We start from the raw sequence: 26753 nt of genomic DNA on the forward strand, positions 1-26753 counted from the left end.
AGCTCGACGTTAGCCCACGTTCACCGTTTCAGGAGGGCCAAAAACGTCGCCAATCCTCTGCCGTAAGCGAATCCAGACCTTCGGCCCGTGCTTTGGCCTCGGTTTCCCGGACGTTCGAGGCAAAACGGCGGCACACCTGGCGGAGCTCCGTCTCCGGGTCCTCACCGGCGAGCTTGGCCAGCGCGGTCACGACGAACAACGTCGTGCCCGTGTCGTCGCCCTCCGGCAGCAGGTCGACGGGGAAGCCCGCGCGTTTGGTGCGCTGCACCAGCTTCGCGGCCAGCGCCACCGCCGGCTGACCGAGCGCGACACCGTCCACACTGGACTCACGCCGCTTCTCGACCTGCTTCAGCTCCTCCCACCGGTGCTGCTGCGAGGTCGCGTCGTGCACGGCCGGGTCGTGGCCCTCGAAGACGTGCGGATGACGCCCGACGAGCTTTGCCACCAGTTCGGACGCAACAGCATCGACGTCGAATGGATCTTCGGCGTCCTCCGCCGCGACCCGAGCGTGGAACAGCACCTGGAGCAGGACGTCGCCCAGCTCCTCGCGCATCGCCGCGCGGTCGCCGTCCTCGATCGCCTCTAGCAGCTCGAAGGTCTCTTCGACCAGGTACTGGCGCAGCGAGAGGTGATCCTGTTCGGCGTCCCACGGACAGCCACCAGGGGAACGCAGCCGGTGCATCACGGCGGCAGCGTCGAGCAGCGCAGCCCCCATCGGTTCCGGCGTCGTGATCACCTGAGCCCCTGGGTACGCGTCCGGCGACGTGGTGATCACCACCGCGCCGTCCTCCACGACCGCGGGCGCGGGCCCGTCGACACCGAGGGGAGACCAGAACTCCAGAGGCACGCCCTCGCCCGCGTAGACGGCCGTGGCCGAACGCAACGCGGGCAGGGCGGCAGCGGGCAGCACGGCGTCGAGCCGCTCGCTCAGGACGATGACGGTGATCAAGACTTGTTCTTGGTCGCGGTCACGCCGACGAAACCGGCCCGCTCACCGGTGTTGCCCACGACGGTCGCGTCGGTCGGGTCCCACACGCCGTAGCGGGGGTTGACCTCGATCTCCAGGTCGGCGGCGTGGAACTGCGCGATCCGCAGGCCGAACGCGGCGAGCAGACGCGGGTCGATGCGCTCGGCGAGGTCGTCCTCACCGGGCACCGGCGAGACCCGGTTGCGCTCCTTGACCAGCGCGACCATCCAGCTGGACTGCTGCTCGTCGGCCGGGAAGGCGACCACGGTGCCGGGCTTCACGCCCCACAGCGTGGTGTGCACCAGCGACGGGTTCTCGGTGACGCGGACCCTCTGGTTCGTCGCCGACGCCTGCTGCCCGCCCGTGGTGCGCGGGGCCTCCTGGATGAACCGCGACATCTTCGAGGGGTCGGCCGCGACCTCGGCGGCCTTCTCCTTCGCTTCCTTCGGGTCCTTGCTCTGGAAGAAGTCGATCACGACCTCGAGCGTGGAGAGGTTGCGCTTCGCCAGCTCACCCATCACCAGCACGTCGCGCTGACGGCGGTAGATCGTGGTGGCGTCCTGCTCGCTCTGCTTCGCGGCGGCCTCGGGGCCACCCTTCTCCTGCACCGCGTCGTACACCTTGGTCTCGTCGACCGTGATGTTCTCGCGCTGCGCAGCGTGCTCGGCGATCTTGTGCGTGATCTCGTCGGCCAGCACCAGGCGGGAGACCTGGTCGAGCTTGCCCTGGTCCTGCATCTGCTGGGCGGCGGGCTCCTTCTTGAGCACCGTGATGGTGCGTTCCTGGACGGTCTCCAGGTTGATCGTCTGACCCCCGACGATCGCGGCCGAGCCGGCCTTCGCGGGCCCGGTGCCGCATCCGACAGCCGACACCGTGAAGAGCGCGGCAACACCGACCAGCGAGAAACGCTTCAGAACAGTGCTCACGAGGATCTACCTTCTCACGCCGTGGTGACCGGGGTCACGGGAGTCCCCGCCAGTGAGTCGAGGAACGCACCGCACCAGTCCAGCAGCTCCTGGTCACGCAGCTGCGGTGCACCCATCCGGCCGCCTGCCGCTCCCTCCGTCGGCCTAGGCACCGTCACGGTGCCCATGGCCTGCTTGTAGACGGCCTTCGGGAACAACCGGCGCATCCTGACCAGCTGCGAGTCGCGCAGTTCGAGCTTCGCGAACCGCACGTTCTGGCCCATCGCGATCACCTCGGTGACGCCGTGGCGGCGGCAGGTGTGCCGCAACCGGGCGACGCTGAGCAGCCGCTCCACCGGCTCCGGCGGCGTGCCGTAGCGGTCCTTGAGCTCCTCCCAGACGGCCTGCAGCGCCGGCTCGTCGGAGGCGGCTGCGATCTTGCGGTAGGCCTCCAGCCGGAGCCGCTCGCCCGGCACGTACTCGTGCGGGATGTGCGCGTCGACCGGCAGGTCGACCCGGACCTCGGCGAGCTCCTCCTCTTCGGTGCTCTCCGCTCCCGCGTGCTTGCGGAACGCCTCGACCGCCTCACCGACCAGCCGCACGTACAGGTCGAAGCCGACGCCCGCGATGTGACCGGACTGCTCGGCGCCGAGGATGTTGCCGGCGCCGCGGATCTCCAGGTCCTTCATGGCGACGGCCATGCCGGCGCCCAGCTCCGTGTTCTGCGCGATCGTCGCGAGCCGGTCGTGCGCGGTCTCGGTCAGCGGCGTCTCCGGCGGGTACAGGAAGTACGCGTAGCCCCGCTCGCGGCCACGGCCGACCCGGCCGCGCAGCTGGTGCAGCTGGGCGAGGCCGAGCAGGTCGCCGCGCTCGACGATCAACGTGTTGGCGTTGGAGATGTCGAGGCCGGTCTCGACGATCGTCGTGCAGACGAGGACGTCGTACTCACGTTCCCAGAACCCCTGGATGAGGTGCTCGAGCTTGTCCTCGTTCATCTGGCCGTGCCCGGTCACGACACGGGCCTCCGGTACCAGCTCGCGGATGCGCTTCGCGGCCTTCTCGATCGTCGAGACCCGGTTGTGCACGTAGAAGACCTGGCCGTCGCGCATCAGCTCACGCCGGATCGCGGCGCCGACCTGCTTGTCGTCGTACGCGCCGACGTAGGTGAGGATCGGGTGCCGTTCCTCCGGCGGGGTCAGGATCGTCGACATCTCGCGGATGCCGGCGAGCGACATCTCCAGCGTGCGCGGGATCGGCGTCGCGGACATCGTCAGCACGTCGACGTGCGTGCGGAGGGCCTTGATGTGTTCCTTGTGCTCCACACCGAAGCGCTGTTCCTCGTCGACGATCACGAGGCCGAGGTCCTTGTAGCGCACGTTCTTCTGCAGCAGCCGGTGCGTGCCGATCACGATGTCGACCTCGCCGTCGGCGAGCCCGGCGATCACCTGCTCGGACTCCGCGGGGTCGGTGAACCGGCTGAGCCCCCTGACGTTCACGGGGAACTGCCGCATGCGCTCGGAGAACGTGTTGAGGTGCTGCTGGGCGAGCAGCGTCGTCGGCACCAGCACCGCGACCTGCTTGCCGTCCTGCACCGCCTTGAACGCCGCGCGGACCGCGATCTCCGTCTTGCCGTAGCCGACGTCGCCGCAGATGACGCGGTCCATCGGGACGCTGCGCTCCATGTCGGCCTTGACCTCGTCGATCGCGGCCATCTGGTCCTGCGTCTCGGTGAACGCGAACGCGTCCTCCAGCTCGCGCTGCCACGGGGTGTCGCTCGCGAACGCGTGGCCGGGTGCGCTCTGCCGTGCCGCGTAGAGCTGCACGAGCTCGGCCGCGATCTGCTTGACCGCCTTGCGCGCCTTGGACTTCGTGTTCTTCCAGTCGCTGCCGCCGAGCTTGTTGAGCGTCGGCAGCTCACCGCCGACGTACCGGCTGACCTCGTCGAGCTGGTCGGTCGGCACGAACAGCCGGTCGCCGGGCTGACCGCGTTTGGACGACGCGTACTCCAGCACCAGGTACTCGCGGGTGGCTCCGGCGACCGTGCGCTGGACCATCTCCACGTACTTGCCGATGCCGTGCTGCTCGTGCACCACGAAGTCGCCCGCCTTGAGCGCCAACGGGTCCACCGCGTTGCGCCGCCGCGACGGTAGCTTGCGCATGTCCTTCGTGGACGTTCCGCCGCGGCCGCCGGTCAGGTCGGTCTCGGTGAGCACGACCAGCGCGAGGTCCGGCAGCACGAAGCCGTCCTCGAGCGCACCGCGGACGACCGTGACGGTGCTCGCTTTCGGTGCCGCGTCAAGGGATTCGACGCAGATCGCGGAGACGTCCGCTTCCTTGAGCCGCTCGACGGCGCGCTGCGCGGTACCGGCACCCGGAACCACGAGCACGGCCGCGCCACCCGTCGCGGTGTGCGCCTTGAGGTCGGCGAACGCGCGCTCGACGTCGCCCTGGTACGCCTCGACCGGCTTCACGTCGAGGTGCACGACGTCCGGTGCGTCAGTCGTGAGCTGGGTGAGCGTCCACCACGGACGACCGTTGCCGCGGGCCTTCTCCGCGATCTCGCTGATGCTCTGGTAGGCGCTGCGGCCGAGGTCGATCGGCGCCTTGCCACCGCCCGCCGCGGCCATCCAGGAGGCTTCGAGGAACTCCTGACCGGTGCGCACGAGGTCGGTGGCACGCGCCCGGATCTTCTCCGGGTCGTTGAGCAGGACGTGGGTTCCCGCGGGAACGACCTCGGTGAGCAGCTGGAGCTCGCCGGGGCAGAGCGCGGGGATGAGCGCTTCCATGCCCTCGACCGCGATGCCGTTGGAGATCTTCTCCAGCATCTCGGCGAGGTGGGCGTCCGACCGGTGCTCCTCCGCGAGATCGGCCGCGCGCTGCTTCACGTCGTCGGTCAGCAGCAGCTCGCGGCACGGCGGCGCGACGAACTCCGTGACCTCGTCCGGCAGCGACCGCTGGTCCTGCACGGAGAACGGCCGGATCTCGCTGACCTCGTCGCCCCAGAACTCGACGCGGAACGGGTGCTCCGCGGTGGGCGGGAAGATGTCGAGGATGCCGCCGCGGGTCGCGTACTCGCCGCGCTTCTCGACCATGTCGACGCGCGTGTAGGCGTTCTCCGCGAGCCGCGTGATCAGCTCGGCGAAGTCCTGCTCCTCGCCCGCCACGAGGTGAACGGGCTTCAGCTCACCCAGGTCCGGCGCCATCGGCTGGATGAGACTGCGCACGGTCGTGACGAGGATCCTGATCGGGTTGCCCTCGGGGTGCTTGAGCCTCCGCAGGACCTGCAGCCGCGCGCCCACGGTGTCCGCGCGGGGCGAGAGCCGTTCGTGGGGCAGCGTCTCCCAGCTGGGGAAGAACGCGACCTTGTCGTGGCCGACCAGGTCCCGCAGGACGTCGGCCAGCTCCTCGGCCTCGCGCCCGGTGGCGGTGACGGCGAGGACGGGCTTGGCGGTGGACAGCGCCGCGGCGACGAGCGGGCGGGCGGCCAGCGGACCGTCCAGCTCCAGCTCGGGCACACCGGCGGAGTCGATCAACGTGCGGAGGGCTTTGTCGGGCAGGACACCATCGAGCAGGCCGAGCAGCGGCATGTGAGAAACCCCGTCGAGTGCGGAACGCCAGACAGACCCCTGCCTGGGACGAGGGGTCTCACCACCCACCTTAGCTCGTTCCGCGACCACTTAACGGGTGGCTCCGGCGGGGCTCGAGCCGTCACCCTGTGTGCGTGGAAATGAGAGAGATCAGGGCTGACTACGACGATCAGTCCATAGTGGTTTACCAGGCATATTCGCCTGCGATCGCCTCACCGGCCGTGGCGGCGCAGCGGTTCGTGGCGCCGTTCAAGATGGAGCGGATGACGTGGATCAAGCCGTCGTTCCTCTGGATGATGTACCGCTGCGGGTACGCGCAAAAGGAGGGCCAGGAGCGCGTGCTGGCCGTGCGGATCACCCGTGAGGGGTTCGACTGGGCGGTGACGAACGCGGTCGAGAGCAACATCTCGGGCAAGCCGTCGGTGCGGGTGCAGTGGGATCCGGAGCGCGGTCTTCGGCATGAGGCGTTGCCGCACCGGTCGATCCAGATCGGGCTGACGCGTGAGGCCGTGCAGAAGTACGTGCACGAGTGGACGGTCAGCATCACCGATGTGACCTCGCTGGCTCGTGAGGTGCACGCGGCGGTGCGTGCAGGGGATGACGACAAGGCGCGCGCGTTGCTGCCTGTTGAGCGGCCTTACGGAACCTCCACGGCACCAAACGCATAGTTAGGACATGCGCGCACTGGTTGCAGCTGGGTTTGTGCTGGTGGTCGCGGCCTGTGCCGCGCCGGAGCCGGGCGGCACCGCGCCGTCCAGGGCGCCCGCGCCACAGGGCCTGAAGATCGAAGAGGTGGCCGGGGGCTTCGAGCACGGCTGGGACGTCGGCTTCCTGCCCGACGGGTCCATGCTGGTCACCGAACGCCCCGGCCGCATCAAGCTCGTCAGGAACGGCCAGGTCACGCCGGTCGACGTGAGTCTGTCCGACGTGCAGGTGCGTGGCGAAGGCGGCCTGATGGGCCTCGTCGTGCACCCCGACGGCCAACGCTTCACGGCTTGCTACAACACCTCCCGGGACGTGCGGCTGGTGACGTTCCGCCTCGACGGCACCAAGGCCACCAAGGTGAAGGACCTGCTCACCGGCATGCCCTCGAATCCGAGCGGCAGGCACTCCGGGTGCCGGCCGACCCTCGCGCCGGACGGGACGATGTTCGTCGCGACGGGTGACATCGCGCAGCCCCGCAACCCGCAGGACAAGACCAGCCTCGGCGGCAAGGTGCTGCGGATCGACCCCGAGACCGGCGAGGGTGCGAGGGACAACCCGTTCGCGAGCTCGAACAACGCCGACGAACGCCGGATCTACACCTACGGCCACCGCAACGTGCAGGGCGTGGCGTTCCGGCCGAACAGCGACCAGGTGTTCTCCAGCGAGCACGGGCCCGGCGTCGATGACGAGGTCAACCTGCTCAAGGCCGGCGCGAACTACGGGTGGGACCCGTCCAAGGGCGGCACGCAGAACAGGTACGACGAGGACGTGCCCATGACCGACCTGGAGCGGTTCCCGAACGCGATCCCGGCCGTGTGGTCGTCCGGGTCGCCGACGGAGGCGATCTGCCAGGCGGAGTTCTGGAACGGCAAGCTCGCGATCACGGCGCTGAAGGGCTCGAAGCTGATGCTCTTCACGCTCGACGACGCCGGGAAGGTGCAGAACGTCAGCATTCCCGAGGAGCTGAACGACAAGTACGGACGGCTGCGCGCCGCCCGCACCGCGCCGGACGGGTCGCTCTACATCACGACGTCGAACGGCTCCAACGACAAGCTGCTCAGGCTCACAGGAGCCGCGTGAGGCCGCGGACGAACGCCTGCTGCTCGTCGCCCAACCCCGCGAAGTAGGCGACGTCGGCGTCCTCGACGTCCTTCATGGCCTTGGCCACCAGCGCTTTGCCTTCAGGTGTCAGCGAAAGCAGCCGCGCACGGGAGTCCGCCGGATCGACCTCACGTGAGACCAGCGCACGATCCGCGAGCTTGCGCAGAACCTGCGAAGTCATCATCGGGTCGGTGCCGGCGTGCTCGGCGAGGCGCTGCTGCGAGGGCGCGCCACCGTGGTTGACCAGCCACCACAACGACGCGAGCAGCACGAACTGCACGTGCGTGAGGTCGTGCGGGGCCAGCGCCGCCCGCATGGCCCGCTGCCACGCGAGCGTCACCCGCCACAACAGGAAGCCCGGCGAGTCTTCCGGGCCCGAGAACCGCGTCACGACGCCAATTTCACCAGCAGCTCGAGCGCCTGCGGCAGGTCGGCCGTGACGACGGGGCCGAGTGCCTGCGCGGCCGGGCCCTCGATCACCACGTCGTAGGAGACCCGCAACCGTCCCTCCGGCAGCTCCTCGACCCGGTGCCCGAAGCGGATGAGCGCGCCCGGCACGGACGTCTCGTCGACGAAACCGGCCTTCTCCTCGATCCCGGTGAGCACGAAGTCGATCGGGCCCTGCCCCTTGATCACCAGCGTGCCGGTCGCACCCTCGGCGAACGGGCCGTCGAACGTCACGGACTCCAGGCTCGGGTCCCACTCCGGCCACCGCGAGACGTCGCTCCACAGCTCCCACACGGCGTCCACGGATCCGGGTCCTTCGACGCTGTGTTCATACTCGAACTTTGTCATGCGCACATACTATATGCGCGCTTACTAAGGCGCAACGAGCTGCTCACGAACGGATGCGCAGCTTGGGCTTGTGGTCCATCGCGGAGAGGCCCTTCCAGGCGAGGTTGACCAGGTGCGCCGCGACCTCGTCCTTCTTGGGCTTGCGCACCTCCAGCCACCACTGGCCGGTCAGCGCGACCATCCCGACCAGCGCCTGCGCGTACAGCGCGGCGAGCTTGCGGTCGTAGCCCTGCTTGGCGAAGTGCACACCGAGGATGTGCTCGACCTGTGAGGCGATGTCGTTGAGCAGCGAGGAGAACGTGCCGGAAGACGAAGCGACGGGCGAGTCCCGCACCAGGATGCGGAACCCGTCCGTCGAGCCCTCGATGTAGTCCAGCAGCGCGCAGGCCGCCTTCTCCAGCAGCTCGCGCGGGTGACTGCCGCCGTCCAGCGCGTCGACGATCTGGTCCATCAGGCGCTGCATCTCGCGGTCGACGACGACGGCGTAGATGCCTTCCTTGCCGCCGAAGTGCTCGTAGACGACGGGCTTCGACACGCTCGCGCGGTGCGCGATCTCCTCGATCGAGGTGGCTTCGAAGCCCTTCTCGGCGAACAGGGCGCGGGAGACGTCCAGGAGCTGCTCGCGGCGTTCCTTGCCCGTCATCCTGACCCTTGTCACCCGAGTCAGCCTACGTTGTCACTCCTTGACGCTGATCCTGGCCAGCCGCTGCTCGCTCGGCCAGCGCACGTTCCACGCCCAGCCGAACTTCTCGAACATCCAGATCAGGCGGGCAGAGGTGTCGATCTGACCGCGCTTCACGCCGTGGCGCGCGGAGGTCGGGTCGGCGTGGTGCAGGTTGTGCCACGACTCTCCGAAGCTCAGGATCGCCAGCGCCCAGACGTTGGCGGAACGGTCGCGCGCGGCGAACGGGCGGTCGCCGACCATGTGGCAGATCGAGTTCACCGACCACGTGACGTGGTGCAGGAACGCGACGCGGACGAAGCCTGCCCAGAAGAACGCCGTCACACCGCCCCAGAAGGACCACGTGATCAGGCCGCCCAGGATTCCGGGCGCGGCCAGCGAGATCGTCGTCCACAGCACGAAGAGCTTGTCGACCCACACGATGTCCTTGTCGGCCATCAGGTCCGGGGCGAAGCGCCTGTGGTTCGTCTTGTCGCGCTCGAACAGCCAGCCCATGTGGGCGTGCCAGAAGCCCTTGGCCAGCGCGGCCGGGCCGGTGCCGAAGAGCCACGGCGAGTGCGGGTCGCCCTCGCGGTCCGAGAACGCGTGGTGCCGGCGGTGGTCGGCCACCCAGTCGATGACCGGGCCCTGCAGCGCCATCGAGCCCGCGATCGCGAGGCCGATCTTCAGCGCGCGGTTGGCCTTGAAGGAGCCGTGGGTGAAGTACCGGTGGTAGCCGATCGTCACGCCGAGGCCGGAGAGGTAGTAGAAGGCGACGAAGAGGGCCACGTCGACCCAGCCCAACCCCCATCCCCAGGCGAAGGGGACAGCGGCGAGCAAAGCGAGGAAGGGAACGATGACGAACACGTACACGCCGAGCTGCTCGGCGTGACTGCGCCGTCCGTCGGTCAACGGCTTCGGGCCCTGGTCAGTGGACCGGTCCAACGTCGTGGTCATACGGATACCTCTGGGGAATTAAGGGCTTACCTACGCAACCGTAACTTACGGAAGCGTAAGTTAGGCCGGTCTGCTTCGCCAGACTCACGTGGAAACTCACGGCCAGTTCTCAGCTTCGTCACGCGGTGTCGCATGGAATCGAGACCCTGGCGCGGCATCATCGGGAGATGGCCAGACGCAAGATCATCCGGATCACCGTGACCTCGCTGCTCGTGCTGCTCGTGCTGGTCACGGCCGCTCTGGGCGGCGTCGGCTGGTACTACAGCGGCGAACTGCTCGAACCGGAGGAAGTGCCGCAGCGCTATCCGGAGACCTCGCTCGGTGTTGACGACAAGAACGTCGTGCTCGCCGAATCCAAGCTCACGCTGCAACGGGGCACCTTCGGCATCGTCTGGCCAGGCGGCGCCGCGAAGGTCGGTGACATCGCGGCGTCGAAGGACGGTCGTGTCGAACGTCCGCTGCTGGAGGGCACCGCACCGCCCGAAGGCACCAAGGTGCGCATCGAGACCGACGTCTACGAAGGCAACCCCAAGACCACGCTGGGTCTGGTGTACAGCGAGGTCAGGGTGCCTTCCGAACTCGGCGAGATGCCCGCGTGGTTCGTTCCGGCGTCGAACAACGACACGTGGGTCATCACCGTGCACGGGCGGGGCGCGTCGCGCGAAGAGGCCCTGCGCGTGGTTCCTCAGCTGCACAGTGCTGGATTGCCCGTTTTGTTGATCACCTATCGCAACGACGTCGGCGCGCCCGCGTCGCCGGACGGCCTCTACCACCTCGGCGACACCGAGTGGCGCGACGTCGAGGCCGCGATCAAGTACGCGCAGACGCAGGGCGCGCGGAAGCTCGTGCTCTACGGCTGGTCGATGGGCGGCGCGATCGTCGGCCAGACGCTGGCCCGTTCGAGCGTCGCGGCGGCGGTCAACGGCGTCGTGCTCGACTCCCCCGTCACCAACTGGACGCAGACGCTGAACCTCCAGGCGGAGAACCGGGGCGTGCCGACGTGGCTCACGCCGGTCGCCGAGCTGGTGTCCGGATGGCGTGCCGGCATCGACTTCGACCGGTTCGACCTCGTCCGCAACCCGCCCGCGCTGAAGCCTCCGACACTGCTCTTCCACGGCTCCGCGGACGGCACCGTGCCGGCCCAGTCGTCACGTGATCTGGCGACCGCGGCGAACGGACTGGGGTGGCCGCTGCAGTACGTGGAGATCCCCGGCGCCGACCACACTTCGGGATGGAATGTGGCGACCGACACGTATCGCGGCGCGCTCGGAGACTTCCTGACCAGGTCAATCGGCGCCAAGCCGTGATCTTGAACTGAGCCGGATGAGTGGTGGTTGGACACGAGGAGGACGTCTCGTGACAACATGTGCGCAGGGCGGGCGCGAGTTCGCCCATTCCGCCATGGTGTAAAGGCAGCACCTCGGATTTTGGTTCCGATGGTCCAGGTTCGAATCCTGGTGGCGGAGCAGGGCATGAGATCTTGTGGTCTTTGGGAGGTGCGAAGCTGCCCGAGGAAACGGTCGACGAGCAGGGCAACGTGGGCCACCGCCACCACGAGATGTCCGACGCGTGGCTGGTGGGCCGCGCGAGCGAGCTTGTCGCCGTGGCCCAGAGCAGTCACCTCGCCGCGCAGCTCGACGCGGCGTCCGAGATCGACCACATCCTCGCCGAGGCGCAGGGCCGTGGTGAGCCCCGCATCGTCGCGCAGCTGCTCAGAGCCGCGGCCGTGGTCCGGCTGGTGACGCCGGGGCTCGTCGACATGTCCGACCCCCAGCTCGACGAGATGCTCAGCCACTGCCGCCGCCACGGCCTGATCGTGCTGGAGGCGGACGCGCGGGCGTTGCGCGGACGCCGGTTCCTGCTGGGCAACGCCGAGGACAAGGCGCTGACCGAGATCGCGGCGGCGCTCGCGATGATGCTCGACGAGGAACCGGAGACCGACCCGGTGTTCGACAAGCGGACGTGGGACCAGCTGCTGGCCACGACGCTGCAGGACATCGCACTGGTGCTGACCCAGCTCGGTGTCTACGAGATGGCCGACGACGTGCTCGCGCGCGGCCACAACCCCCTGTGGGAGAGCGGTCAGCCGCACCAGATCTACGTGCACCTGGTGAACAGGACCCGGCTGCGGATCGGCTGGGGACTGCGGCTCGAACGAGTGAACTTCCACGACCAGGCGCATGAGCAGTTCGCGTTCGCCGCCGGTCTCGCGGAGGCCGCCGAAGTGCCGTTCCGGCAGTCGCTGCACCCCGGCAGGCGTGACCTCCCCGCCGCCGAACAGGTGCCGATCCTGGGTGCCGCGCAGGCACTGACGAACCCGAGCGAGGACCACCTCGACCGGCTGTGGTCGTTGCGCGGCCTCTCGATGTACGCGCGGGAGCTGATCATCGTCGCGATCGCGCTGGCCAGGTGCCTGGTCGAGGCGAACCGGCTGGACGACGCGCTGAAGGTCATCGGCGACACCCGCACGCAGATGGAGCACGACACGTCGGAGCCGTCGCTGGTGCTGTCGCTGGAACGCGAGTACGCGCACCTCTGCGGCCCGCACACGACGTCGGCGCTGGAGGCCTACAACGCGGCGCTGGAAGCCGAGCTGTGGGCGATGCGCGAGTCCCGAGTGGCCACGTTGACGACGCGACGTGAACACGAGCGGCTGACGCGCGCACACGGTGCGATCGCGCAGCAGGCGTTGCAGGACCCGCTGACGGGACTGCCGAACCGGCGTGCGCTCGACGACAAGATGAGCGAGCTCATCGCCGGTCAGGTCGACCCGTTCTCCATCGCGCTGGTCGACCTCGACGGCTTCAAGGGTGTCAACGACCGGCATTCACATGCCGAGGGTGATGATGTTCTTCGGGTGATTGCCAGCACACTCCGGCAGGCGTTGCGCGGCGACGACATGGTTGCCCGCTACGGCGGCGACGAGTTCGTGGTGCTGCTGCCAGGGGCCCCTCTGCACGCCGCGGAGGCAGCCCTCGGCCGGGCCGTGGATGCCGTGGCAGGCTTGCCAATCGACCTCTCGCGGGGTGTCACGCTGTCGGTCGGCGTCATCTCGCTGCGCCCCCGCGAAACCGCCAACCAGGCCCTGTCCCGGGCCGACTCGGCGATGTACGTGGCGAAGCGCCAGGGTGGCTGCCAGGTTGCGGCAGTGGCGGGGGAGCCGTCCGCGGAGGCTTAGGCTGGTCCGCGGACTTGGAACCACCCAGCCTGTTAGGGAGAGCATTGATGCTCGAGGGCCCTGTCAGCACGGTCGTGCTCGCCGCCGGGGAAGGCACCCGCATGCGGTCATCCACGCCGAAGGTGCTGCACCGGATCGCCGGACGTTCACTCGTCGAACACGCGGTGCGCGCGGCGGCCGGCACAGACCCCGATCACCTGGCCGTCGTCGTCGGCCACGGCCGTGAAGCCGTCAGCGAGCATCTCGAGAACCTCGCCGGTGCTCTGGGGCGCAAGGTCACCGTCGCGGTGCAGGCGGAGCAGAAGGGCACCGGGCACGCGGTCTCCTGCGGCCTGGCCGAGCTGCCGCACGACCTGGCCGGCACGGTGATCGTGAGCTACGGCGACGTGCCGCTGCTCGACACCCAGACCTTCAAGGCGCTGCTGGCGGAGCACGCCGCCGCGGGCAACGCGGTGACGGTGCTGACGGCCGTGGTGGAGAACCCCACCGGGTACGGCCGGATCGTGCGCGACTCCGACGGTTCCGTGCAGCGGATCGTCGAGCAGAAGGACGCGGACGAGACCGAGCAGCTGATCAACGAGATCAACTCCGGCGTGTACGCGTTCGACGCGGCGGTGCTGCGCGACGGCCTGTCGCGGCTGTCCACCGACAACGCGCAGGGCGAGCTCTACCTGACCGACGTCCTGGGCATCGCCCGCGGCGACGGCCGCCGCGTGGGCGCGCTGATCGCGTCCGACCCGTGGCTGGTCGAGGGCATCAACGACCGCGTCCAGCTCGCCGCCGTCGGCGCCGAGATGAACCGCCGGATCGTCGAGCGCCACCTGCGTTCCGGCGTGACCTTCGTCGACCCGTCCTCCGCCTGGGTCGACGCCGACGTGCAGATCGGCCAGGACGCGCTGATCGAGCCGAACGTGCAGCTCCGCGCGGGCACCGTCATCGGCGCGAAGGCCGTCGTCGGCCCGGACACCACCCTGTCCGGGGTGACCGTGGGCGACGGCGCCTCCGTCGTGCGTACCCACGGCAGCGACTCGGTGATCGGCGCCAACGCTTCTGTCGGCCCGTTCGCCTACCTCCGCCCCGGCACCTCCCTGGGCGTGAAGGGCAAGATCGGCACGTTCGTCGAGACCAAGAACGCGCAGATCGGCGAGGGCTCCAAGGTCCCCCACCTGTCCTACATCGGCGACGCCACGATCGGCGATCACAGCAACATCGGTGCAGCATCGGTAACCGTCAACTACGACGGTGTGAACAAGCACCGCACGATCGTCGGATCCCACTGCCGGACCGGCTCGGACAACATGTTCGTGGCACCGGTGACCGTGGGCGACGGCGCCTACACGGGCGCGGGCACCGTCCTTCGCCGCAACGTCCCACCAGGCGCGCTCGCCGTGTCCGGTGGCCCACAGCGCAACCTCGACGGCTGGGTCCTCAGCCGACGTGAAGGAACCGCCGCGGCTCAGGCAGCGGCAGCCGCCCTCGCGAAGCAGAATGCGGATGAGACAGAGGAGGGTCGCTGACCGTGAACCCGCAGATGCCCGGCACACCGAAGAAGAACCTGATGCTCTTCGGCGGGCGTGCCTACCCGGAGCTGACGGAAGAGGTCGCGAAGCACCTCAACGTCACGGTGACCCCGCAGCAGGCCTACGACTTCGCGAACGGCGAGATCTTCGTCCGCTTCGAGGAGTCCGTGCGCGGCTGCGACGCGTTCGTCATCCAGTCCCACACCAGCCCCATCAACCAGTGGCTGATGGAACAGCTGATCATGGTCGACGCCCTGAAGCGCGCCTCGGCCAAGCGCATCACCGTGATCATGCCGTTCTACCCGTACAGCCGCCAGGACAAGAAGCACCGCGGCCGCGAGCCGATCTCGGCCCGCCTGGTAGCCGACCTCTTCAAAACCGCGGGCGCCGACCGCCTGGTCTCCGTCGACCTGCACACCGCCCAGATCCAGGGCTTCTTCGACGGCCCGGTGGACCACCTGTGGGCCATGCCCCTGCTCGCCGACCACATCCGCGGCAAGTACGCGGGCCACGAGATCACCGTCGTCTCCCCCGACTCCGGCCGCACCAAGCTGGCCGAGAAGTGGGCGGACACCCTGGGCGGCGCCCCGATCGCCTTCATCCACAAGACCCGCGACCCGCTTCGTCCCAACGAGGTCGTCTCGAACCGCGTGGTCGGCAAGGTCGAGGGCCGCCTCTGCATCGTGATCGACGACATGGTCGACACCGGCGGCACGATCGCCGGCGCGGTGAAGCAACTGCTGGGCGAGGGCGCAGCCGACGTGGTGATCGCGGCCACGCACGGCATCCTGTCCGGCCCGGCCACCGAACGCCTCGCCAACTGCGGCGCGCGCGAGGTCGTCTTCACGGACACGCTGCCGATCCCGGTGGAGAAGCGTTTCCCGCAGATGACCGTGCTGTCCATCGCTCCGCTGCTGGCCCGCGTGATCCAGGAAGTGTTCGAGGACGGCTCCGTGACGTCGCTGTTCGACGGCAACGCCTGATCTCGGCTCGACTCCTGACGGGGGCCTTCCGCAGGGAGGCCCCCTTCGCTTTCTCTCGCGAAGCCGCAGGCGAGCGGCGCGTGCCCGATCGTAGGCCGCGCTGGGGCGGAGCCCCAGGAAACCCTCGCAACCGGCACATGACAGAGCAACCCGACCACCTGCGGACCCCACAACCACCCCCGATTGGCCTCCCCCATCCCCACTCACCTACACTGGTCGGGTTGCCTCGGCGAGGGCGAGCCTCACAACCGGCTCGGCGTGATCGACGCGGTGGCTTGATGCCGCGCGTGTTGACGTCCCGCGCTGCTCGCCGCCGCTGGCCACCACCCCAACGCTGATACTTGTGCACCGCCCCGACGTACAAGGCCAGACTTGTAAGGAGAGCCCCACCGTGTCCGAGGTCCGTCTCGCCGCTGAGCAGCGCACTGAATTCGGCAAGGGCGCAGCCCGCCGTACCCGTCGCGCCGGCAAGATCCCCGCGGTGCTCTACGGCCACGGTTCCGATCCGAAGCACCTGGCCCTGCCGGCGCTCGAGTTCGCCCGTGTTGTCCGCGAGCACGGTCAGAACGCCGTCCTCACCCTCGCCCTCGACGGCGAGAACGAGCTGGCGCTCACCAAGACCGTCACCACGCACCCGATCAAGAACTACATCGAGCACGTCGACCTGCTTCTCGTCCAGCGTGGCGAGAAGGTCACGGTCGAGGTGCCGCTGGTCATCTCCGGTGAGCCCGCCTCGGGCACGCTGGTGACCCAGGACCTCACCACCATCCAGATCGAGGCCGAGGCGCTGCACATCCCGGACCAGATCGAGCTGTCGATCGCCGGTGTCGCCGCGGGCACGCAGATCCACGCGAGCGACCTGAACCTGCCGTCCGGTGCCGTCCTGGTCACCGACGCCGAGGCGCTGGTCGTCGCCGTCAACGAAGCACCGTCCGCCTCGCAGCTCGAGGGCGAAGAGACCGCTTCGTCGGTCGAGGCGACCGAGGAAAGCTGAGCCCCATCACGTCGGGCCGGACCAACGGCGCGCCACCTCCTCACGAGGGGGGCGGCGCGCCGTTGCCTTACCTGCGGCCCACCGAGATCCGGGCCAAGACCTTCCGCCGCAAGCGGCAGGGCTACGACCCGGACCAGGTGAACGAGTTCCTGCTGATCGTCGCCGACGCCCTGGCAGGCCGTATCCGCCTCAACCCGGACCACGTGCGCACCGTCAGGTTCGCCACGGTCCCCAACGGCTACGACCCCCTGAGCGTCGACGGCGTCCTGCACCTCCTCGAGTTCCAGGTCCGCAACGGCATCGTGCCGCCGACCGGCCTGAACACCAGCGAGGACCTCTACGCACGCAAGCTGCCGAAGACCGGCACCGGCTACGATCGCGCCGAAGTCGACGCCTTCATCGCCCGCGCCGCGGCCAACCTGGACGGCCGGGGTGGCATGACCTCCACCGAGGTCCGCAACACCCGGTTCAGCACCACGTCCGGCCTGCTGGGCAAGGGGTACCAGGTGCAGGCCGTGGACGCGTTGCTGGACGACCTCGAGCAGGAGTTGCGGTTCCGTGGCCGATGACCTCGCCCAAAATGATCTGACGCTCATCGTCGGCCTGGGCAACCCAGGGCCCAAGTACGAGGGCAACCGCCACAACATCGGCTTCCTGATCCTCGATGAACTCGCCGGCCGGGTGGGCGGCAAGTTCAAGGCCCACAAGTCGGGCGCGGAGATCGTCGAGGGCCGCCTCAGCGGCCACCGCGTGGTGCTGGCCAAGCCCCGCAGCTTCATGAACCTCTCCGGCGGCCCCGTCGCGAGCGCCGTGAAGTTCTTCAAGCCCACCGCCATCGTCGTGATCCACGACGAGCTGGACCTCCCGTTCGCGGCCATCCGCATGAAGCTGGGCGGTGGCGACAACGGCCACAACGGACTCCGCTCGATCACGAAGTCGTTGGGCACCAAGGACTACTTCCGCGTCCGCTTCGGCGTGGACCGGCCGTCGGGTCGCCAGGACCCCGCCGACTACGTCCTGAAGGACTTCTCCACTGTGGAGCGCAAGCAGCTCGCGCTGGAGATCGACCGGGCGGCGGACGCGACAGAGGCCCTGGTCACCAAGGGCCTGGAAGCCGCACAAAACGCTTTCCACTAGCGGCACAATGGTCGGCATGACCAACCAAAGGGGCCGTGCCGCGTAGGCACCCCGCTGCTCGGCGTCCGCGCAAGCGCGGCCCGATCTTCCGGTACCCGGTGATGCGCGGGTTCTCGCCACGCCTGCTGGCCGACGTCGACCAGCTCGAACTCACCCGCAACTACCTCTACCCGTCCTACGTCGGAGTCCTGCTCCAACGCTGGACCCGGTTCATGCACAAGTCCCCGTACCTCAGGTTCCGGGACACCGACATCGGCCCGGAGTTCCCGCCGCCGGTCTGCGACTGTTGCTTCGACCCGTACGAGGCCCGCGTGCTGCTCGAGTTCGTCACACTCGCACTCCCCCGCAAGAGCGCGAAGGAACTGCGCAAACGACTCGATGAGCTCGACGACGTCTACTAGCGTGACCGTCATGACCAACCGAGAGGGCCATGCCGCGTAGGCGCCCGGTGCCTCCCAGAGGCAGACTCCGCCCGATCCACGGCGCATCGACCCGTCTGCTGGCCGATCTGCATCGCCACGGTGGTGCGGACGCGCTCGAACAGTGGTCGGACTTCGTGCGAAATCCGTTCCACCGGCGGTGGCTGAAGGAACACGAAGCTCACTACGACTACGAGGCCGGCGAGGCGCTCTGGTCGCGGGAACTTCTCGACCACGTCATCGCGAGGCTCCCCCGCCGCGGTGCGAGGGAGCTGCGCGAACTCGTCGAGAAGCTCGACGACCTCTGCTGAACCAACCGCTAGACCAGCGCAGCCGCCGCAGACCGCCGAAGCTTCCCCGACGGCGTCTTCGGCAACGTCCCCGGCGGCTGCACCACCACGGCGAACGGCCGGAGCCCGACCGCGTCGACCACCCGCGCAGTCACCTGCTTGGCCAGGTCCTTCTCGGCGTCGGAGTCCCCGGCCAGCTTCGACTCGACCACGACGGCGAACCGCTCCCGCTGCGTCCCGGCGTCCAGCCGCACCGCGACCGCGTTGCCGGCCCGCACCCCGTCGACCGAGCAGGCGGCACGCTCCACATCGGTCGGATAGATGTTCCGCCCGCCCATGATGATGACGTCCTTGCGCCGTCCACAAACGACAACCTGGCCGTCCTCCACCAGGTAGCCGAGGTCACCGGTCGACAGCCATCCCTCGGCGTCCTGCGTGGCCAGCGGGCCGTTCACCGTCAGATAGCCGGGCGTCACGGCCTCACCGCGGATCTGCAGCTCACCGACGTCGCGAACCCCGAGCACCTCACCGGAGTCGGACACGACCCGGAGCTCCAGCCCCGGCAGCGGCGGCCCGAGCAACGGGAACGCGCGGCCTTCCGCGGAGGGCACCGCCTTCTTGTCCGCCTCGACGGCGTCCGCGTCCACGACGTCCACCGAGAGCCCGGTGAACAACGGCGCGAAAGCCACACCCAGAGTGGTCTCGGCCATGCCGTAGGCCGCCAGGATCGACTCGGGCCGCAACCCGAACCGGGCTCCCGCCGAGACGAACGCCTCGACGGCGGCCGGATCGATCGGCTCGGCCCCGTTCAGCGCGAGCCGCATCGACGAGAGATCGAACGAGTCGGACGAGGACGCCAGGCGGCGCGCCACGATCGCGTAGGCGAAGTTCGGCGCGGCGGTGATCGTGCCGCGATAACGCGTGATCAGGTCTGCCCACAGCGTCGGCCGTGACAGGAAGTCGACAGGAGTGACCTTCACCAGTTCCAGGCCGAACAGCATCGGGACGGTGAGGAATCCCACCATCCCCATGTCGTGGAACAGCGGCAGCCACGAAATCATCACGTCGGACGAGGGGTCCAGCGCGGCCGCGATGCGCATGCCCTCGGCGTTCGACATCAGATTGCGGTGCGTGATGCGCACCGCCTTCGGATCGGCGGTCGATCCACTCGTCAACTGCAGCAGTGCCGTGGCATCCTCGGGAGTGGGAACAGGGTGAGCGATCGGCTCACCGTCGAGCTCGGAGAGTTTGCGGTACGGGATGCCGTGCTGGTCCAGCACAGAGGCCAGGGCGTCGAACGGGCTGCCGAGCAGCACCAGACGAGAGTCGATCATGGCGAGCACCCGCAGCGTGTCCTCGGCCCACTCGGCCAGGTCGGTGCGTGGTGTGGGTTGATGCAACATCGTGACGCTGCCACCGCACAGCCAGGCTGCCTGGACGGCTGGGGCGATCACGGCTGGCTCGGCGGCGAGCACTGCGATCGCGGTGCCCGGCGCCACGTCGAGCGCACCGGCCATCCGCCGGGCGCGTTCGTGCACCTCGGCCCAGGTCCGGCGAACGGGCGCGGCGGGTTCACCCGTCGTCATGCCTCTGTCTTGGCCGTTGGCGGCCGTCGCCAGCATCACATCCACGAACTGACTCATGTTCGCGATCGTAGTGGCGGCCTTTGGTCCATCAGGACGAAACGTTATGCCACGCGAAACGCGATACTCCCCAGTACAGGTACGCAGGAGGAGGTCATTGGTGGATCGGGGCGGCCCCGGAGCGCAGCATCGTCTACCCGCGCATCCGGCACCTCTGCTCTCCGCGCAGGACGTGGCCCTCGTCGCGTTCCACCGTCCCCCTCGGGGCGCGCGCGGGTACGACGCGGCCGAGGTGGACGCATTTCTCGACCGTGTCGAGGACACCATGCGCAGCAGGGACATCCTCACGCGTGAAGACGTGCTCAACGTGAAGTTCAGCACGGCGACGCGGGATCCGGGCTACGACGTGAACGAGGTCAACGTGTTCATGGAGCTCGTGGCCGACACGCTGCGGTCCACTCCGCAACGCCAGCAGGCCGCGGCGCCCGCTCAGGGTGCGCACGCGACCTCACAGGCGCTGAGACCGGCGGTGCGACTGTCCCCGGACGACGTCGCCGCCGTGCGTTTCCACAAGCCCAGACCGGGCACGCGCGGCTACCACGAAGGCCAGATCGACGCGTTCCTCGACCGCATCGAGGCCACGCTGCGCGGCCAGGACAACCTGACCGCCCAACAGATTCAGGACGCGGTGTTCGGCGAGACCGCGCCCGGCACGTTCGGGTACGACGAGGAGGACGTCGACACGTTCCTCGACCTCGTGGTGCTCATGTTCGAGACCGCGCCGCCGCCGGTCAAGACGCCGCCGACCACACAGCTGCCGCAGCAACAGCAGCGGCCCCAGCAGCGCCGTCCCCAACCGCCGCAGCGCCCTCAGCAGCAGCTTCCGGCTCAGCAACCGGCGACGCCGCGCGCCGTCGAGGCACCGAAGCTCACCGCCGCGGACATCCGCAACGTCGCGTTCCACCGTCCTCCCCGCGGCCGCCGCGGGTACCAGGAGTCCCAGGTGGACGCGTTCCTCGACCGGATCGAGGCGACGCTGCTCGGTCAGGACAACCTGACCGCGAAGGACATCCGCGACGTCAGGTTCTCCCGCCCGTTGATCGGCCGGCGCGGCTACGACGAGAACGAGGTGGACTCGTTCCTCAGCCGGGTCGAGCTGCAGCTCTCCGGACCGGTGCGCAGCATCCCCCCGATCAGGTCGTGGAAGGACCTGCGCCAGCTGCGGATCCCCCAGGCGGCGTCCGGCCAGCGCGGCTACCGCACCGCGCAGGTCGACCGGATGCTCGAGGAGATCGGCGTCGCGCTCGACGGCATGCTGGGCGCGACCTCGGAGGAGGTCATGAAGGCGCGCTTCAGCCACGCGCTGCTCTCCGGGCAGGGCTACGACACGTCGTTCATCGACGAACTGCTGCCCATGCTCGCCAACGAACTGCGCCGCCGGGGCAAGTAGGGCTATCCCTCGACAGGGTTACCCCTCGACGACCTCGGCCGCGGCCATCCACGCAGCCTCGACGTCGGTCTCCTCCGCCAGCACGGCGCGGAGCTCGGCGTCGAGCTTCAGCAGCTTGTCGGGGTCGGTCGCGGCCTCTGCGAGCGCGGCGTGCAGCTCGGCTTCCTTCTTGTGGAGCACCTCGAGGCGCCGCTCCAGCCTGGCCAGCTCCTTGCGGGCGGCACGCTGGTCGGCAGCGTTCGACGGCGTCTTCCCGACGGCCGGACCAGTGGAAGTCTCCCTGTCGCGCAACGAGTCCCGGCGCTTGAGGTACTCGTCGATCCCGCCGGGCAGGTCGGTCAGCTTGCCGTCACCGAACAACGCCACGACCTTGTCGCACACGCGCTCGACGAGGTAGCGGTCGTGCGAGATCACGACGAGCGTGCCGGGCCACGAGTCGAGCAGGTCTTCCAGCTGCTGCAACGTGTCGATGTCCAGGTCGTTCGTGGGCTCGTCGAGCAGCAGGACGTTCGGCTCTGCCATCAGCAACCGGCACAGCTGCAGCCGCCGCCGTTCGCCACCGGACAGGTCCGACACCGGCGTCCACTGCTTCTGCGACGAGAACCCGAACCGCTCACCCAGCTGCGACGCCGACATCTCGTACTTGCCGAGGACGACGCGGCGCGCGATCTCCTCGATCGCCTCCAGCACGCGCATCGACCCGTCGAGGTCGTGCAGCTCCTGCGAGAGGTGCGCGATCTTCACCGTCTGGCCCTGGATCCGCTTGCCCGTCTCGGGTTCGCGCTCGCCCGCCAGCAGCTTCAGCAACGTCGTCTTGCCGGACCCGTTGACACCGACCAGACCGATCCGGTCGCCGGGCCCGATGCGCCACGTGAGGTCACGGACCAGCACCCGGTCCGGAATGGACAGTGTCGTGCCCTCGAGCTCGATCACCGTGCGGCCCAAGCGCTTCTTCGCGAACGCGAGCAGCTCGACGTTGTCGCGCGGCGCCGGCACGTCCGCGATCAACGCCTCGGCCGCCTCGATCCGGTAGCGCGGCTTGGACGTACGAGCAGGCGCACCACGGCGCAGCCACGCGAGCTCCTTGCGCGCCAGGTTCTGCCGCTTCTCCTCCGCCGCGTCCGCGAGCCGCTGCCGCTCGGCGCGCGCGAAGATCCAGTCGGCGTACCCGCCCTCGTACTGCTCGACCTTGCCCAGCACGACTTCCCACGTGCGGTTGCAGACCGTGTCGAGGAACCACCGGTCGTGCGTCACGACCACGAGCGCGCACTTGCGGGCCAGCAGGTGCTCCGCGAGCCACCGCACGCCCTCGACGTCCAGGTGGTTCGTCGGCTCGTCCAGCACGATCAGCTCGAGGTCCTGGATCAGCGCGGCCGCCAGCGCGACCCGCCGCCGCTCGCCACCGGACATCGTGGAGACCACGGAGTCCAGTCCCAGCGCCGTGATCCCGAGGCCGTCCAAAATGGACCGCACCCGCGCGTCCGCGGCCCACTCGTGCTCGGCGTCGAAGCCGAGCGGGTCGATCACCGCGTTGCGCACGGTCGATCCCTCCGGCAGCTCGGTCCGCTGCGTCACGACGGCCATCCGCAGGTCGCGCGACCGCGAGACCCGGCCGTCGTCGGCGGGCTCCACTCCGGCCAGCACCTCGAGCAGCGTCGTCTTGCCGCCGCCGTTCAGCCCGACGACACCGATCCGATCGCCCTCGTTGACGCCGAGCGACACGCCGTCCAGCAGCGGCCGGACGCCGAACGACTTCGACACGGACTCCAGGTTGACCAGGTTGGCCATCAAAACCTCACGACTTCGGAAGAAACTGCCCGATGAAGGCTACCTAGTGCCGTGACCGGCAACCTCCGCCGCGTCTTCCGGCGCTCAGCAGGGCGCCTCGCACCCGTCTGATCGTCGAATACGGGGCAAAGGCTGCCGGTCACGGCGCTAGCCCGCCCAAACGCCCTGGCTACGCGTGCACCTCGGGCGGCGTCGGCTTGGGCTCTTCGGTCGTGATCACGCGCGCACCGGGCACCGGCCCGTGCGCCACGCGGACGGTCCGGCACACCCCGGCACCGGCGAGCTCCGCGGCCACGCGCACCGCCGTGTCGCCGTCCTCGCACAGGAACGCCGTCGTGGGGCCCGAGCCGGACACGATGCCGGCCAGCGCGCCCGCGTCGACACCCGCGCGCAACGTGCGGCGCAGGTTCGGCCGCAGCGAGACGGCGGCGGCCTGCAGGTCGTTGCCCAGCAACAGGGCCAGCTGCCGCGGGTCACCGGAGGACAGGCCCTCCAGCACCGCCTCGACCTGGCCGACGCGCGGCGGGTCACCCTCGGCGCGCAGGCGGTCCAGCTCGTCGAACACGTCCGGAGTGGACAGTCCGCGCCGGTCGAACGCGAGCACCCAGTGGAACTGGTGGCGTCCCAGCACCGGAACGATCCGCTCGCCGCGGCCGGTGCCGAGCGCGGTGGCGCCGTAGAGGGCGAAAGGCACGTCCGCGCCGAGCTTTCCGGCCAGCTCGGCCAGCTCGTCGCGGCTGATCTCCAGCCGCCACAACGACGACAGGCCCACGAGCGTCGCGGCCGCGTCGGCGCTGCCGCCCGCCATGCCGCCCGCGACCGGGATGGCCTTGCGGATGACGACGCGGACCTTCGGGTCGTCCGGGTCCTTGCCCACGTGCGTGGCGAGCAGCCGCACGGCGCGCCAGGCGAGGTTCGAAGCTCCCGTGGGGACCTGGTCGGCACCCTCGCCGTGGACCTCTACACCTGGTTCGTCCGCCACGGCGACGGTGACCTCGTCGACCAGCGACAGCGCCTGGAAGATCGTCACCAGGTCGTGGTAGCCGTCCGGTCGCACATCACCGACGGCCAGGTGCAGGTTGACCTTGGCCGGGACGCGGACCGTGACCGGGGGTGGAACGACTGCGAGCACGATGTCAGCCTACGGGCGTTCTGGCGTCGCGGACTCCTCCCCCGGCCACCGGCGATCTCACACCGGGATGACCGAACCGTTGTAGGTCTGCTTGATGTAGTCCTTGACCTGCTGCGATCCGAGCAGCTCCGCCAGGTCGCGGATGCGCTTGTCGTCCTTCAGCTCGGTCCTCGTGACCAGGCCGTTGGCGTTCGGGTTGCCCTCCGCCTTCTCCAGCGCGAGCGAGTCGGTGGCGGGCTTGAGGCCCGCGTCGATCGCGTAGTTGCCGTTGATCACCGACGCGTCGGTGTCCTCCAGCGACCTGGGCAGCTGAGCGGCCTCCAGCGGCACGAACTGCAGGTTCTTGGGGTTCTCCGCGATGTCGCGCACAGTCGGTGCGTCGACGGCCTTGAGCTTGATCAGGCCGTTGGCCTCCAGCAGCTTCAGGCCGCGGGTCTCGTTCGTGGCGTCGTTCGCGAGCGCGACCTTGGCACCCGAGGGCAGCTCGTCGAGCTTCTTGACCTTCTTCGAGTACAGGCCGAGCGGCTCGACGTGGACGGGCTCGACCCACTCGACCTTGGCGCCGCTCTCCTGCGTGAACGTCTGCAGGTACGGGACGGTCTGGAAGTAGTTGGCGTCGAGCGAGCCGTCGACCAGCGCGGTGTTCGGCTGCACGTAGTCGGTGAACTCGACGACCTCGATCTTCAGACCCTTCTGCGCGGCGAGGTTGTCGGCCACGTACTTGAGGATCTGCGCGTGCGGGACCGGCGAGACGCCGACCTTCAGCGTGTCGGAGGCGCTGCCACCGGACGAGCAAGCGGACAAAACGGTCAAAGCAGCCGCGATCAGGGCAGCACGAATACGCATGACGTTCCTTTTGAGAAATTTCTGACGGGTCAGACTGAGGCGTGCCGGCGCCGGTCGGACGCACGAGCGGCACGGGTGAAGCCGAGCTGGATCAGCGTCGTGAGCACGGCGAGCCACGCCACGGTGCTCCACAGGATCCGGTCGTTGAAGCGCTGGTAGCCCTCGCGGATCGCCAGGTCGCCGAGGCCACCGCCGCCGATCACGCCCGCCATGGCGGAGTAGCCGATCAGGGCGATCACGGTGACGCCGATGGCGTTGATCAGCGCGGGCAGCGACTCGCGGATCAGCACCGAGCGAACGATCCTGAGCGTCGAGGCGCCCGTGGTCACCGCGGCCTCGACCACGGTCACGTGCACCTCGGACAGGATGTTCTGCACGAGCCGCCCGACGAACGGGATCGCACCCACCGCCAACGGCACGATCACCGCTGTACTGCCGATGGATCCGCCGACGATCAGGCGGGTGACCGACGTGAGCGCGACGAGCAGCACGATGAACGGCATCGAGCGGCCCAGGTCGGTGATGAAGCCGAGAACGCGGTGCACCGCGGGGTTCGGCCGCAGCCCGCCCTTGGCGGTGAGCTGCAGCCAAACCCCGAGGGGAACTCCGAAAGCTGTGGCGATCACGGTGGAGACGCCGACCATGTACAGCGTTTCCCCGGTGGCCTCGACGAGGTAGCTCAGCACGTCGGACCAGGGTGTAGCAGACCTCACGCAGCTACTCCCTGCGGGCCCTTCAGGGACCTCTGCACAGCGCCACCGGCCTCGCTGATCCACTCCAGCGCGGAGTCGGACCGCTCACCGTTCAGGCCGAGGCGGAACCGCGCGACCGGCGTCTCGCCGAGACGCGTGAGACCGCCACCGACGATGTTCAGCTCGACGCCGAACCGGTGCGAGGCCTCTGGCAGCAGCGCGCCGACCGCGGCGAACCCGACGAGCACGACGTCCGCGACGCGGTCGTAGCTGCTCTCGTTGATCGGGTTGAGGTCCACGGCGGGCAGCAGCGCCCCGCTCGTGCGGCTGGCCGCATCGCTGACCAGGTCGAGCACCTTGCCGTGCTCGACGACGCGGCCCTGCTCCAGCACGGCGACGTCATCGCAGATCTTGCGGACCACGCCCATGTCGTGCGTGACGACGAGAACGGTCACACCCAGCTCAGCGCGCGCACGGTCGAGCACCGTCAGCACTGAACCGGTGGTCTCCGGGTCCAGGGCGCTGGTGGGCTCGTCGGCGAGCAGAACGCTCGGGTTCGCGGCGAGTGCGCGCGCCACGGCGATGCGCTGGCGCTGCCCGCCGGACAGCTGGTCGGGGTAGGCGCCGGCCTTGTCGGTCAGGCCGACGAGGTCCAGCAGCTCCCCCACGCGGCTGCGACGCTGCGGTCCGGGGACACCGGCGCTTTCGAGCGGCAGCGCGATGTTGCCGGCCGCGGTGCGCTGCCGGAGGAGCGAGTCCCCTTGCGGCACAACGCCGATCTGCCGCCTGGCGGCCCGGAGGGCCGACCCGTCCAGCGCGGTGATGTCCGTGCCGTCGACGCGGATCGCCCCGGAGTCGGGACGCTCGAGCAGCGCCACGCACCGGGCGAGCGTCGACTTGCCGGCCCCGCTCGGGCCGACGACGCCGAGCACGGTGCCCGCCTCGACGTCGAGGGTCACGCCGTTCAGGGCGTTGACACCCTGGAAGGACTTGGTGAGGTTTTCGACAGTGATCACATCTGCTCCACGGCTGCGCGCGACGCACACTCGCCTCGTGGGCGGTG

At 69.1% G+C, this 26753-nt stretch carries 25 protein-coding genes and 1 tRNA gene; 13 read left to right on the forward strand and 13 right to left on the reverse strand.

Features of this window, described 5'->3' with window-relative positions:
- Positions 1-28 precede the first annotated feature (28 nt).
- The 3 genes from C8D87_RS27415 to mfd are packed head-to-tail and all read right to left on the reverse strand — an operon-like array spanning position 29 to position 5459.
- Positions 29-949, reverse strand: coding sequence for a nucleoside triphosphate pyrophosphohydrolase (locus C8D87_RS27415; RefSeq protein ID WP_112228882.1), 921 nt, complete (start codon positions 947-949; stop codon positions 29-31).
- Positions 946-1893, reverse strand: a complete 948-nt coding sequence (locus C8D87_RS27420; RefSeq protein WP_109632090.1) for a hypothetical protein — start codon at positions 1891-1893, stop codon at positions 946-948. The genes C8D87_RS27415 and C8D87_RS27420 overlap by 4 nt, the downstream gene beginning before the upstream one ends.
- Before the next feature lie 14 nt (positions 1894-1907).
- Positions 1908-5459, reverse strand: a complete 3552-nt coding sequence (gene mfd / locus C8D87_RS27425) for a transcription-repair coupling factor (RefSeq protein ID WP_170166606.1) — start codon at positions 5457-5459, stop codon at positions 1908-1910.
- A gap of 140 nt (positions 5460-5599) precedes the next feature.
- On the opposite strand from mfd, the gene C8D87_RS27430 reads away from it, so the two are divergent.
- Positions 5600-6127 carry a DUF4291 domain-containing protein gene (locus C8D87_RS27430; RefSeq protein WP_211337192.1) on the forward strand — a complete coding sequence of 176 codons (528 nt, stop codon included), beginning with the start codon at positions 5600-5602 and terminating at the stop codon, positions 6125-6127.
- Between the two features lie 7 nt (positions 6128-6134).
- Positions 6135-7244: a PQQ-dependent sugar dehydrogenase gene (locus C8D87_RS27435; RefSeq protein WP_109632084.1), complete on the forward strand. Its 1110-nt coding sequence runs from the start codon at positions 6135-6137 to the stop codon at positions 7242-7244.
- On the opposite strand, the gene C8D87_RS27440 is transcribed toward C8D87_RS27435, so the two are convergent.
- From C8D87_RS27440 to C8D87_RS27455, 4 genes are read right to left on the reverse strand one after another with little or no spacing between them, the layout of a single operon-like run.
- Positions 7228-7656 (reverse strand): MarR family winged helix-turn-helix transcriptional regulator, encoded by a 429-nt coding sequence (locus C8D87_RS27440; protein ID WP_233439193.1) that lies wholly within the window; start codon positions 7654-7656, stop codon positions 7228-7230. The two genes, C8D87_RS27435 and C8D87_RS27440, sit on opposite strands and share 17 nt — an antisense overlap.
- A complete protein-coding gene (locus tag C8D87_RS27445; RefSeq protein WP_109632082.1) occupies positions 7653-8060 on the reverse strand; it encodes an SRPBCC family protein in 408 nt (135 codons plus the stop codon). Before C8D87_RS27445 ends, C8D87_RS27440 begins: the two co-directional genes overlap by 4 nt.
- Before the next feature lie 43 nt (positions 8061-8103).
- Positions 8104-8703, reverse strand: coding sequence for a TetR/AcrR family transcriptional regulator (locus C8D87_RS27450; protein ID WP_112228883.1), 600 nt, complete (start codon positions 8701-8703; stop codon positions 8104-8106).
- A gap of 33 nt (positions 8704-8736) precedes the next feature.
- Positions 8737-9678 carry an acyl-CoA desaturase gene (locus C8D87_RS27455; RefSeq protein ID WP_112228884.1) on the reverse strand — a complete coding sequence of 314 codons (942 nt, stop codon included), beginning with the start codon at positions 9676-9678 and terminating at the stop codon, positions 8737-8739.
- 167 nt (positions 9679-9845) lie between these two features.
- Here C8D87_RS27455 and C8D87_RS27460 point away from each other — a divergent pair, with 167 nt between their 5' ends.
- From C8D87_RS27460 to C8D87_RS27505, 10 genes are all read left to right on the forward strand, one after another.
- On the forward strand, positions 9846-10985 hold the full coding sequence (locus C8D87_RS27460; protein ID WP_112228885.1) for an alpha/beta hydrolase family protein: 1140 nt from the start codon (positions 9846-9848) through the stop codon (positions 10983-10985).
- Between the two features lie 88 nt (positions 10986-11073).
- Positions 11074-11144, forward strand: a tRNA-Gln gene (locus C8D87_RS27465).
- A 23-nt stretch (positions 11145-11167) separates the two neighbouring features.
- A complete protein-coding gene (locus C8D87_RS27470; protein ID WP_233439192.1) occupies positions 11168-12856 on the forward strand; it encodes a GGDEF domain-containing protein in 1689 nt (562 codons plus the stop codon).
- Between the two features lie 47 nt (positions 12857-12903).
- Positions 12904-14373: a bifunctional UDP-N-acetylglucosamine diphosphorylase/glucosamine-1-phosphate N-acetyltransferase GlmU gene (gene glmU, locus C8D87_RS27475; RefSeq protein ID WP_109632074.1), complete on the forward strand. Its 1470-nt coding sequence runs from the start codon at positions 12904-12906 to the stop codon at positions 14371-14373.
- Positions 14374-14387: 14 nt separating this feature from the next.
- On the forward strand, positions 14388-15359 hold the full coding sequence (locus C8D87_RS27480; protein WP_211337191.1) for a ribose-phosphate diphosphokinase: 972 nt from the start codon (positions 14388-14390) through the stop codon (positions 15357-15359).
- 391 nt (positions 15360-15750) lie between these two features.
- Positions 15751-16353 (forward strand): 50S ribosomal protein L25/general stress protein Ctc, encoded by a 603-nt coding sequence (locus C8D87_RS27485; RefSeq protein ID WP_112228886.1) that lies wholly within the window; start codon positions 15751-15753, stop codon positions 16351-16353.
- A 62-nt stretch (positions 16354-16415) separates the two neighbouring features.
- Complete coding sequence (locus C8D87_RS27490; RefSeq protein ID WP_233439191.1) at positions 16416-16922, forward strand: DivIVA domain-containing protein; 507 nt, start codon at positions 16416-16418, stop codon at positions 16920-16922.
- Entirely contained in the window at positions 16912-17490 is a 579-nt protein-coding gene (gene pth / locus C8D87_RS27495) for an aminoacyl-tRNA hydrolase (RefSeq protein WP_109632068.1), read from the forward strand. Before C8D87_RS27490 ends, pth begins: the two co-directional genes overlap by 11 nt.
- A 35-nt stretch (positions 17491-17525) precedes the next feature.
- Entirely contained in the window at positions 17526-17891 is a 366-nt protein-coding gene (locus C8D87_RS27500) for a hypothetical protein (RefSeq protein ID WP_146231409.1), read from the forward strand.
- 29 nt (positions 17892-17920) lie between these two features.
- Positions 17921-18220 carry a hypothetical protein gene (locus C8D87_RS27505; RefSeq protein ID WP_146771882.1) on the forward strand — a complete coding sequence of 100 codons (300 nt, stop codon included), beginning with the start codon at positions 17921-17923 and terminating at the stop codon, positions 18218-18220.
- An 8-nt stretch (positions 18221-18228) separates the two neighbouring features.
- Here C8D87_RS27505 and C8D87_RS27510 read toward each other — a convergent pair whose 3' ends face one another.
- Entirely contained in the window at positions 18229-19842 is a 1614-nt protein-coding gene (locus tag C8D87_RS27510) for a fatty acyl-AMP ligase (RefSeq protein WP_109632062.1), read from the reverse strand.
- A 100-nt stretch (positions 19843-19942) separates the two neighbouring features.
- Between C8D87_RS27510 and C8D87_RS49255 the strand changes: the two genes are divergently transcribed.
- The gene (locus tag C8D87_RS49255; RefSeq protein WP_407656847.1) at positions 19943-21232 is read left to right on the forward strand and encodes a DivIVA domain-containing protein; all 1290 of its coding nucleotides are present in this window, start codon (positions 19943-19945) and stop codon (positions 21230-21232) included.
- 18 nt (positions 21233-21250) lie between these two features.
- Here the strand turns inward: C8D87_RS49255 and C8D87_RS27530 are convergent, their stop codons facing one another.
- The 5 genes from C8D87_RS27530 to C8D87_RS27550 all read right to left on the reverse strand — a co-directional run bounded on the left by C8D87_RS27530 (position 21251) and on the right by C8D87_RS27550 (position 26706).
- Complete coding sequence (locus tag C8D87_RS27530; protein ID WP_112228889.1) at positions 21251-23020, reverse strand: ABC-F family ATP-binding cassette domain-containing protein; 1770 nt, start codon at positions 23018-23020, stop codon at positions 21251-21253.
- A gap of 169 nt (positions 23021-23189) precedes the next feature.
- Positions 23190-24152, reverse strand: coding sequence for a 4-(cytidine 5'-diphospho)-2-C-methyl-D-erythritol kinase (locus C8D87_RS27535; protein WP_109632057.1), 963 nt, complete (start codon positions 24150-24152; stop codon positions 23190-23192).
- A gap of 57 nt (positions 24153-24209) precedes the next feature.
- Positions 24210-24998 (reverse strand): MetQ/NlpA family ABC transporter substrate-binding protein, encoded by a 789-nt coding sequence (locus C8D87_RS27540; protein WP_109632055.1) that lies wholly within the window; start codon positions 24996-24998, stop codon positions 24210-24212.
- Positions 24999-25027: 29 nt separating this feature from the next.
- Positions 25028-25711 (reverse strand): methionine ABC transporter permease, encoded by a 684-nt coding sequence (locus C8D87_RS27545; protein ID WP_109632053.1) that lies wholly within the window; start codon positions 25709-25711, stop codon positions 25028-25030.
- Positions 25708-26706, reverse strand: coding sequence for a methionine ABC transporter ATP-binding protein (locus C8D87_RS27550; protein WP_109632051.1), 999 nt, complete (start codon positions 26704-26706; stop codon positions 25708-25710). The genes C8D87_RS27545 and C8D87_RS27550 overlap by 4 nt, the downstream gene beginning before the upstream one ends.
- Positions 26707-26753: the final 47 nt, after the last annotated feature.

The organism is Lentzea atacamensis (genome assembly GCF_003269295.1).
Classification (GTDB): Bacteria; Actinomycetota; Actinomycetes; order Mycobacteriales; family Pseudonocardiaceae; genus Lentzea; species Lentzea atacamensis.

What these genes read in the sequence shown, in the direction of transcription:
- mfd (WP_170166606.1), bottom strand. Translation starts at nt 5,459, where the DNA reads ATGCCGCTGCTCGGCCTGCTCGATGGTGTCCTGCCCGACAAAGCCCTC.
- C8D87_RS27430 (WP_211337192.1), top strand. Translation starts at nt 5,600, where the DNA reads ATGAGAGAGATCAGGGCTGACTACGACGATCAGTCCATAGTGGTTTAC.
- C8D87_RS27435 (WP_109632084.1), top strand. Translation starts at nt 6,135, where the DNA reads ATGCGCGCACTGGTTGCAGCTGGGTTTGTGCTGGTGGTCGCGGCCTGT.
- C8D87_RS27445 (WP_109632082.1), bottom strand. Translation starts at nt 8,060, where the DNA reads ATGACAAAGTTCGAGTATGAACACAGCGTCGAAGGACCCGGATCCGTG.
- C8D87_RS27450 (WP_112228883.1), bottom strand. Translation starts at nt 8,703, where the DNA reads ATGACGGGCAAGGAACGCCGCGAGCAGCTCCTGGACGTCTCCCGCGCC.
- C8D87_RS27455 (WP_112228884.1), bottom strand. Translation starts at nt 9,678, where the DNA reads ATGACCACGACGTTGGACCGGTCCACTGACCAGGGCCCGAAGCCGTTG.
- C8D87_RS27460 (WP_112228885.1), top strand. Translation starts at nt 9,846, where the DNA reads ATGGCCAGACGCAAGATCATCCGGATCACCGTGACCTCGCTGCTCGTG.
- glmU (WP_109632074.1), top strand. Translation starts at nt 12,904, where the DNA reads ATGCTCGAGGGCCCTGTCAGCACGGTCGTGCTCGCCGCCGGGGAAGGC.
- C8D87_RS27480 (WP_211337191.1), top strand. Translation starts at nt 14,388, where the DNA reads ATGCCCGGCACACCGAAGAAGAACCTGATGCTCTTCGGCGGGCGTGCC.
- C8D87_RS27505 (WP_146771882.1), top strand. Translation starts at nt 17,921, where the DNA reads ATGCCGCGTAGGCGCCCGGTGCCTCCCAGAGGCAGACTCCGCCCGATC.
- C8D87_RS27510 (WP_109632062.1), bottom strand. Translation starts at nt 19,842, where the DNA reads ATGAGTCAGTTCGTGGATGTGATGCTGGCGACGGCCGCCAACGGCCAA.
- C8D87_RS27530 (WP_112228889.1), bottom strand. Translation starts at nt 23,020, where the DNA reads ATGGCCAACCTGGTCAACCTGGAGTCCGTGTCGAAGTCGTTCGGCGTC.
- C8D87_RS27540 (WP_109632055.1), bottom strand. Translation starts at nt 24,998, where the DNA reads ATGCGTATTCGTGCTGCCCTGATCGCGGCTGCTTTGACCGTTTTGTCC.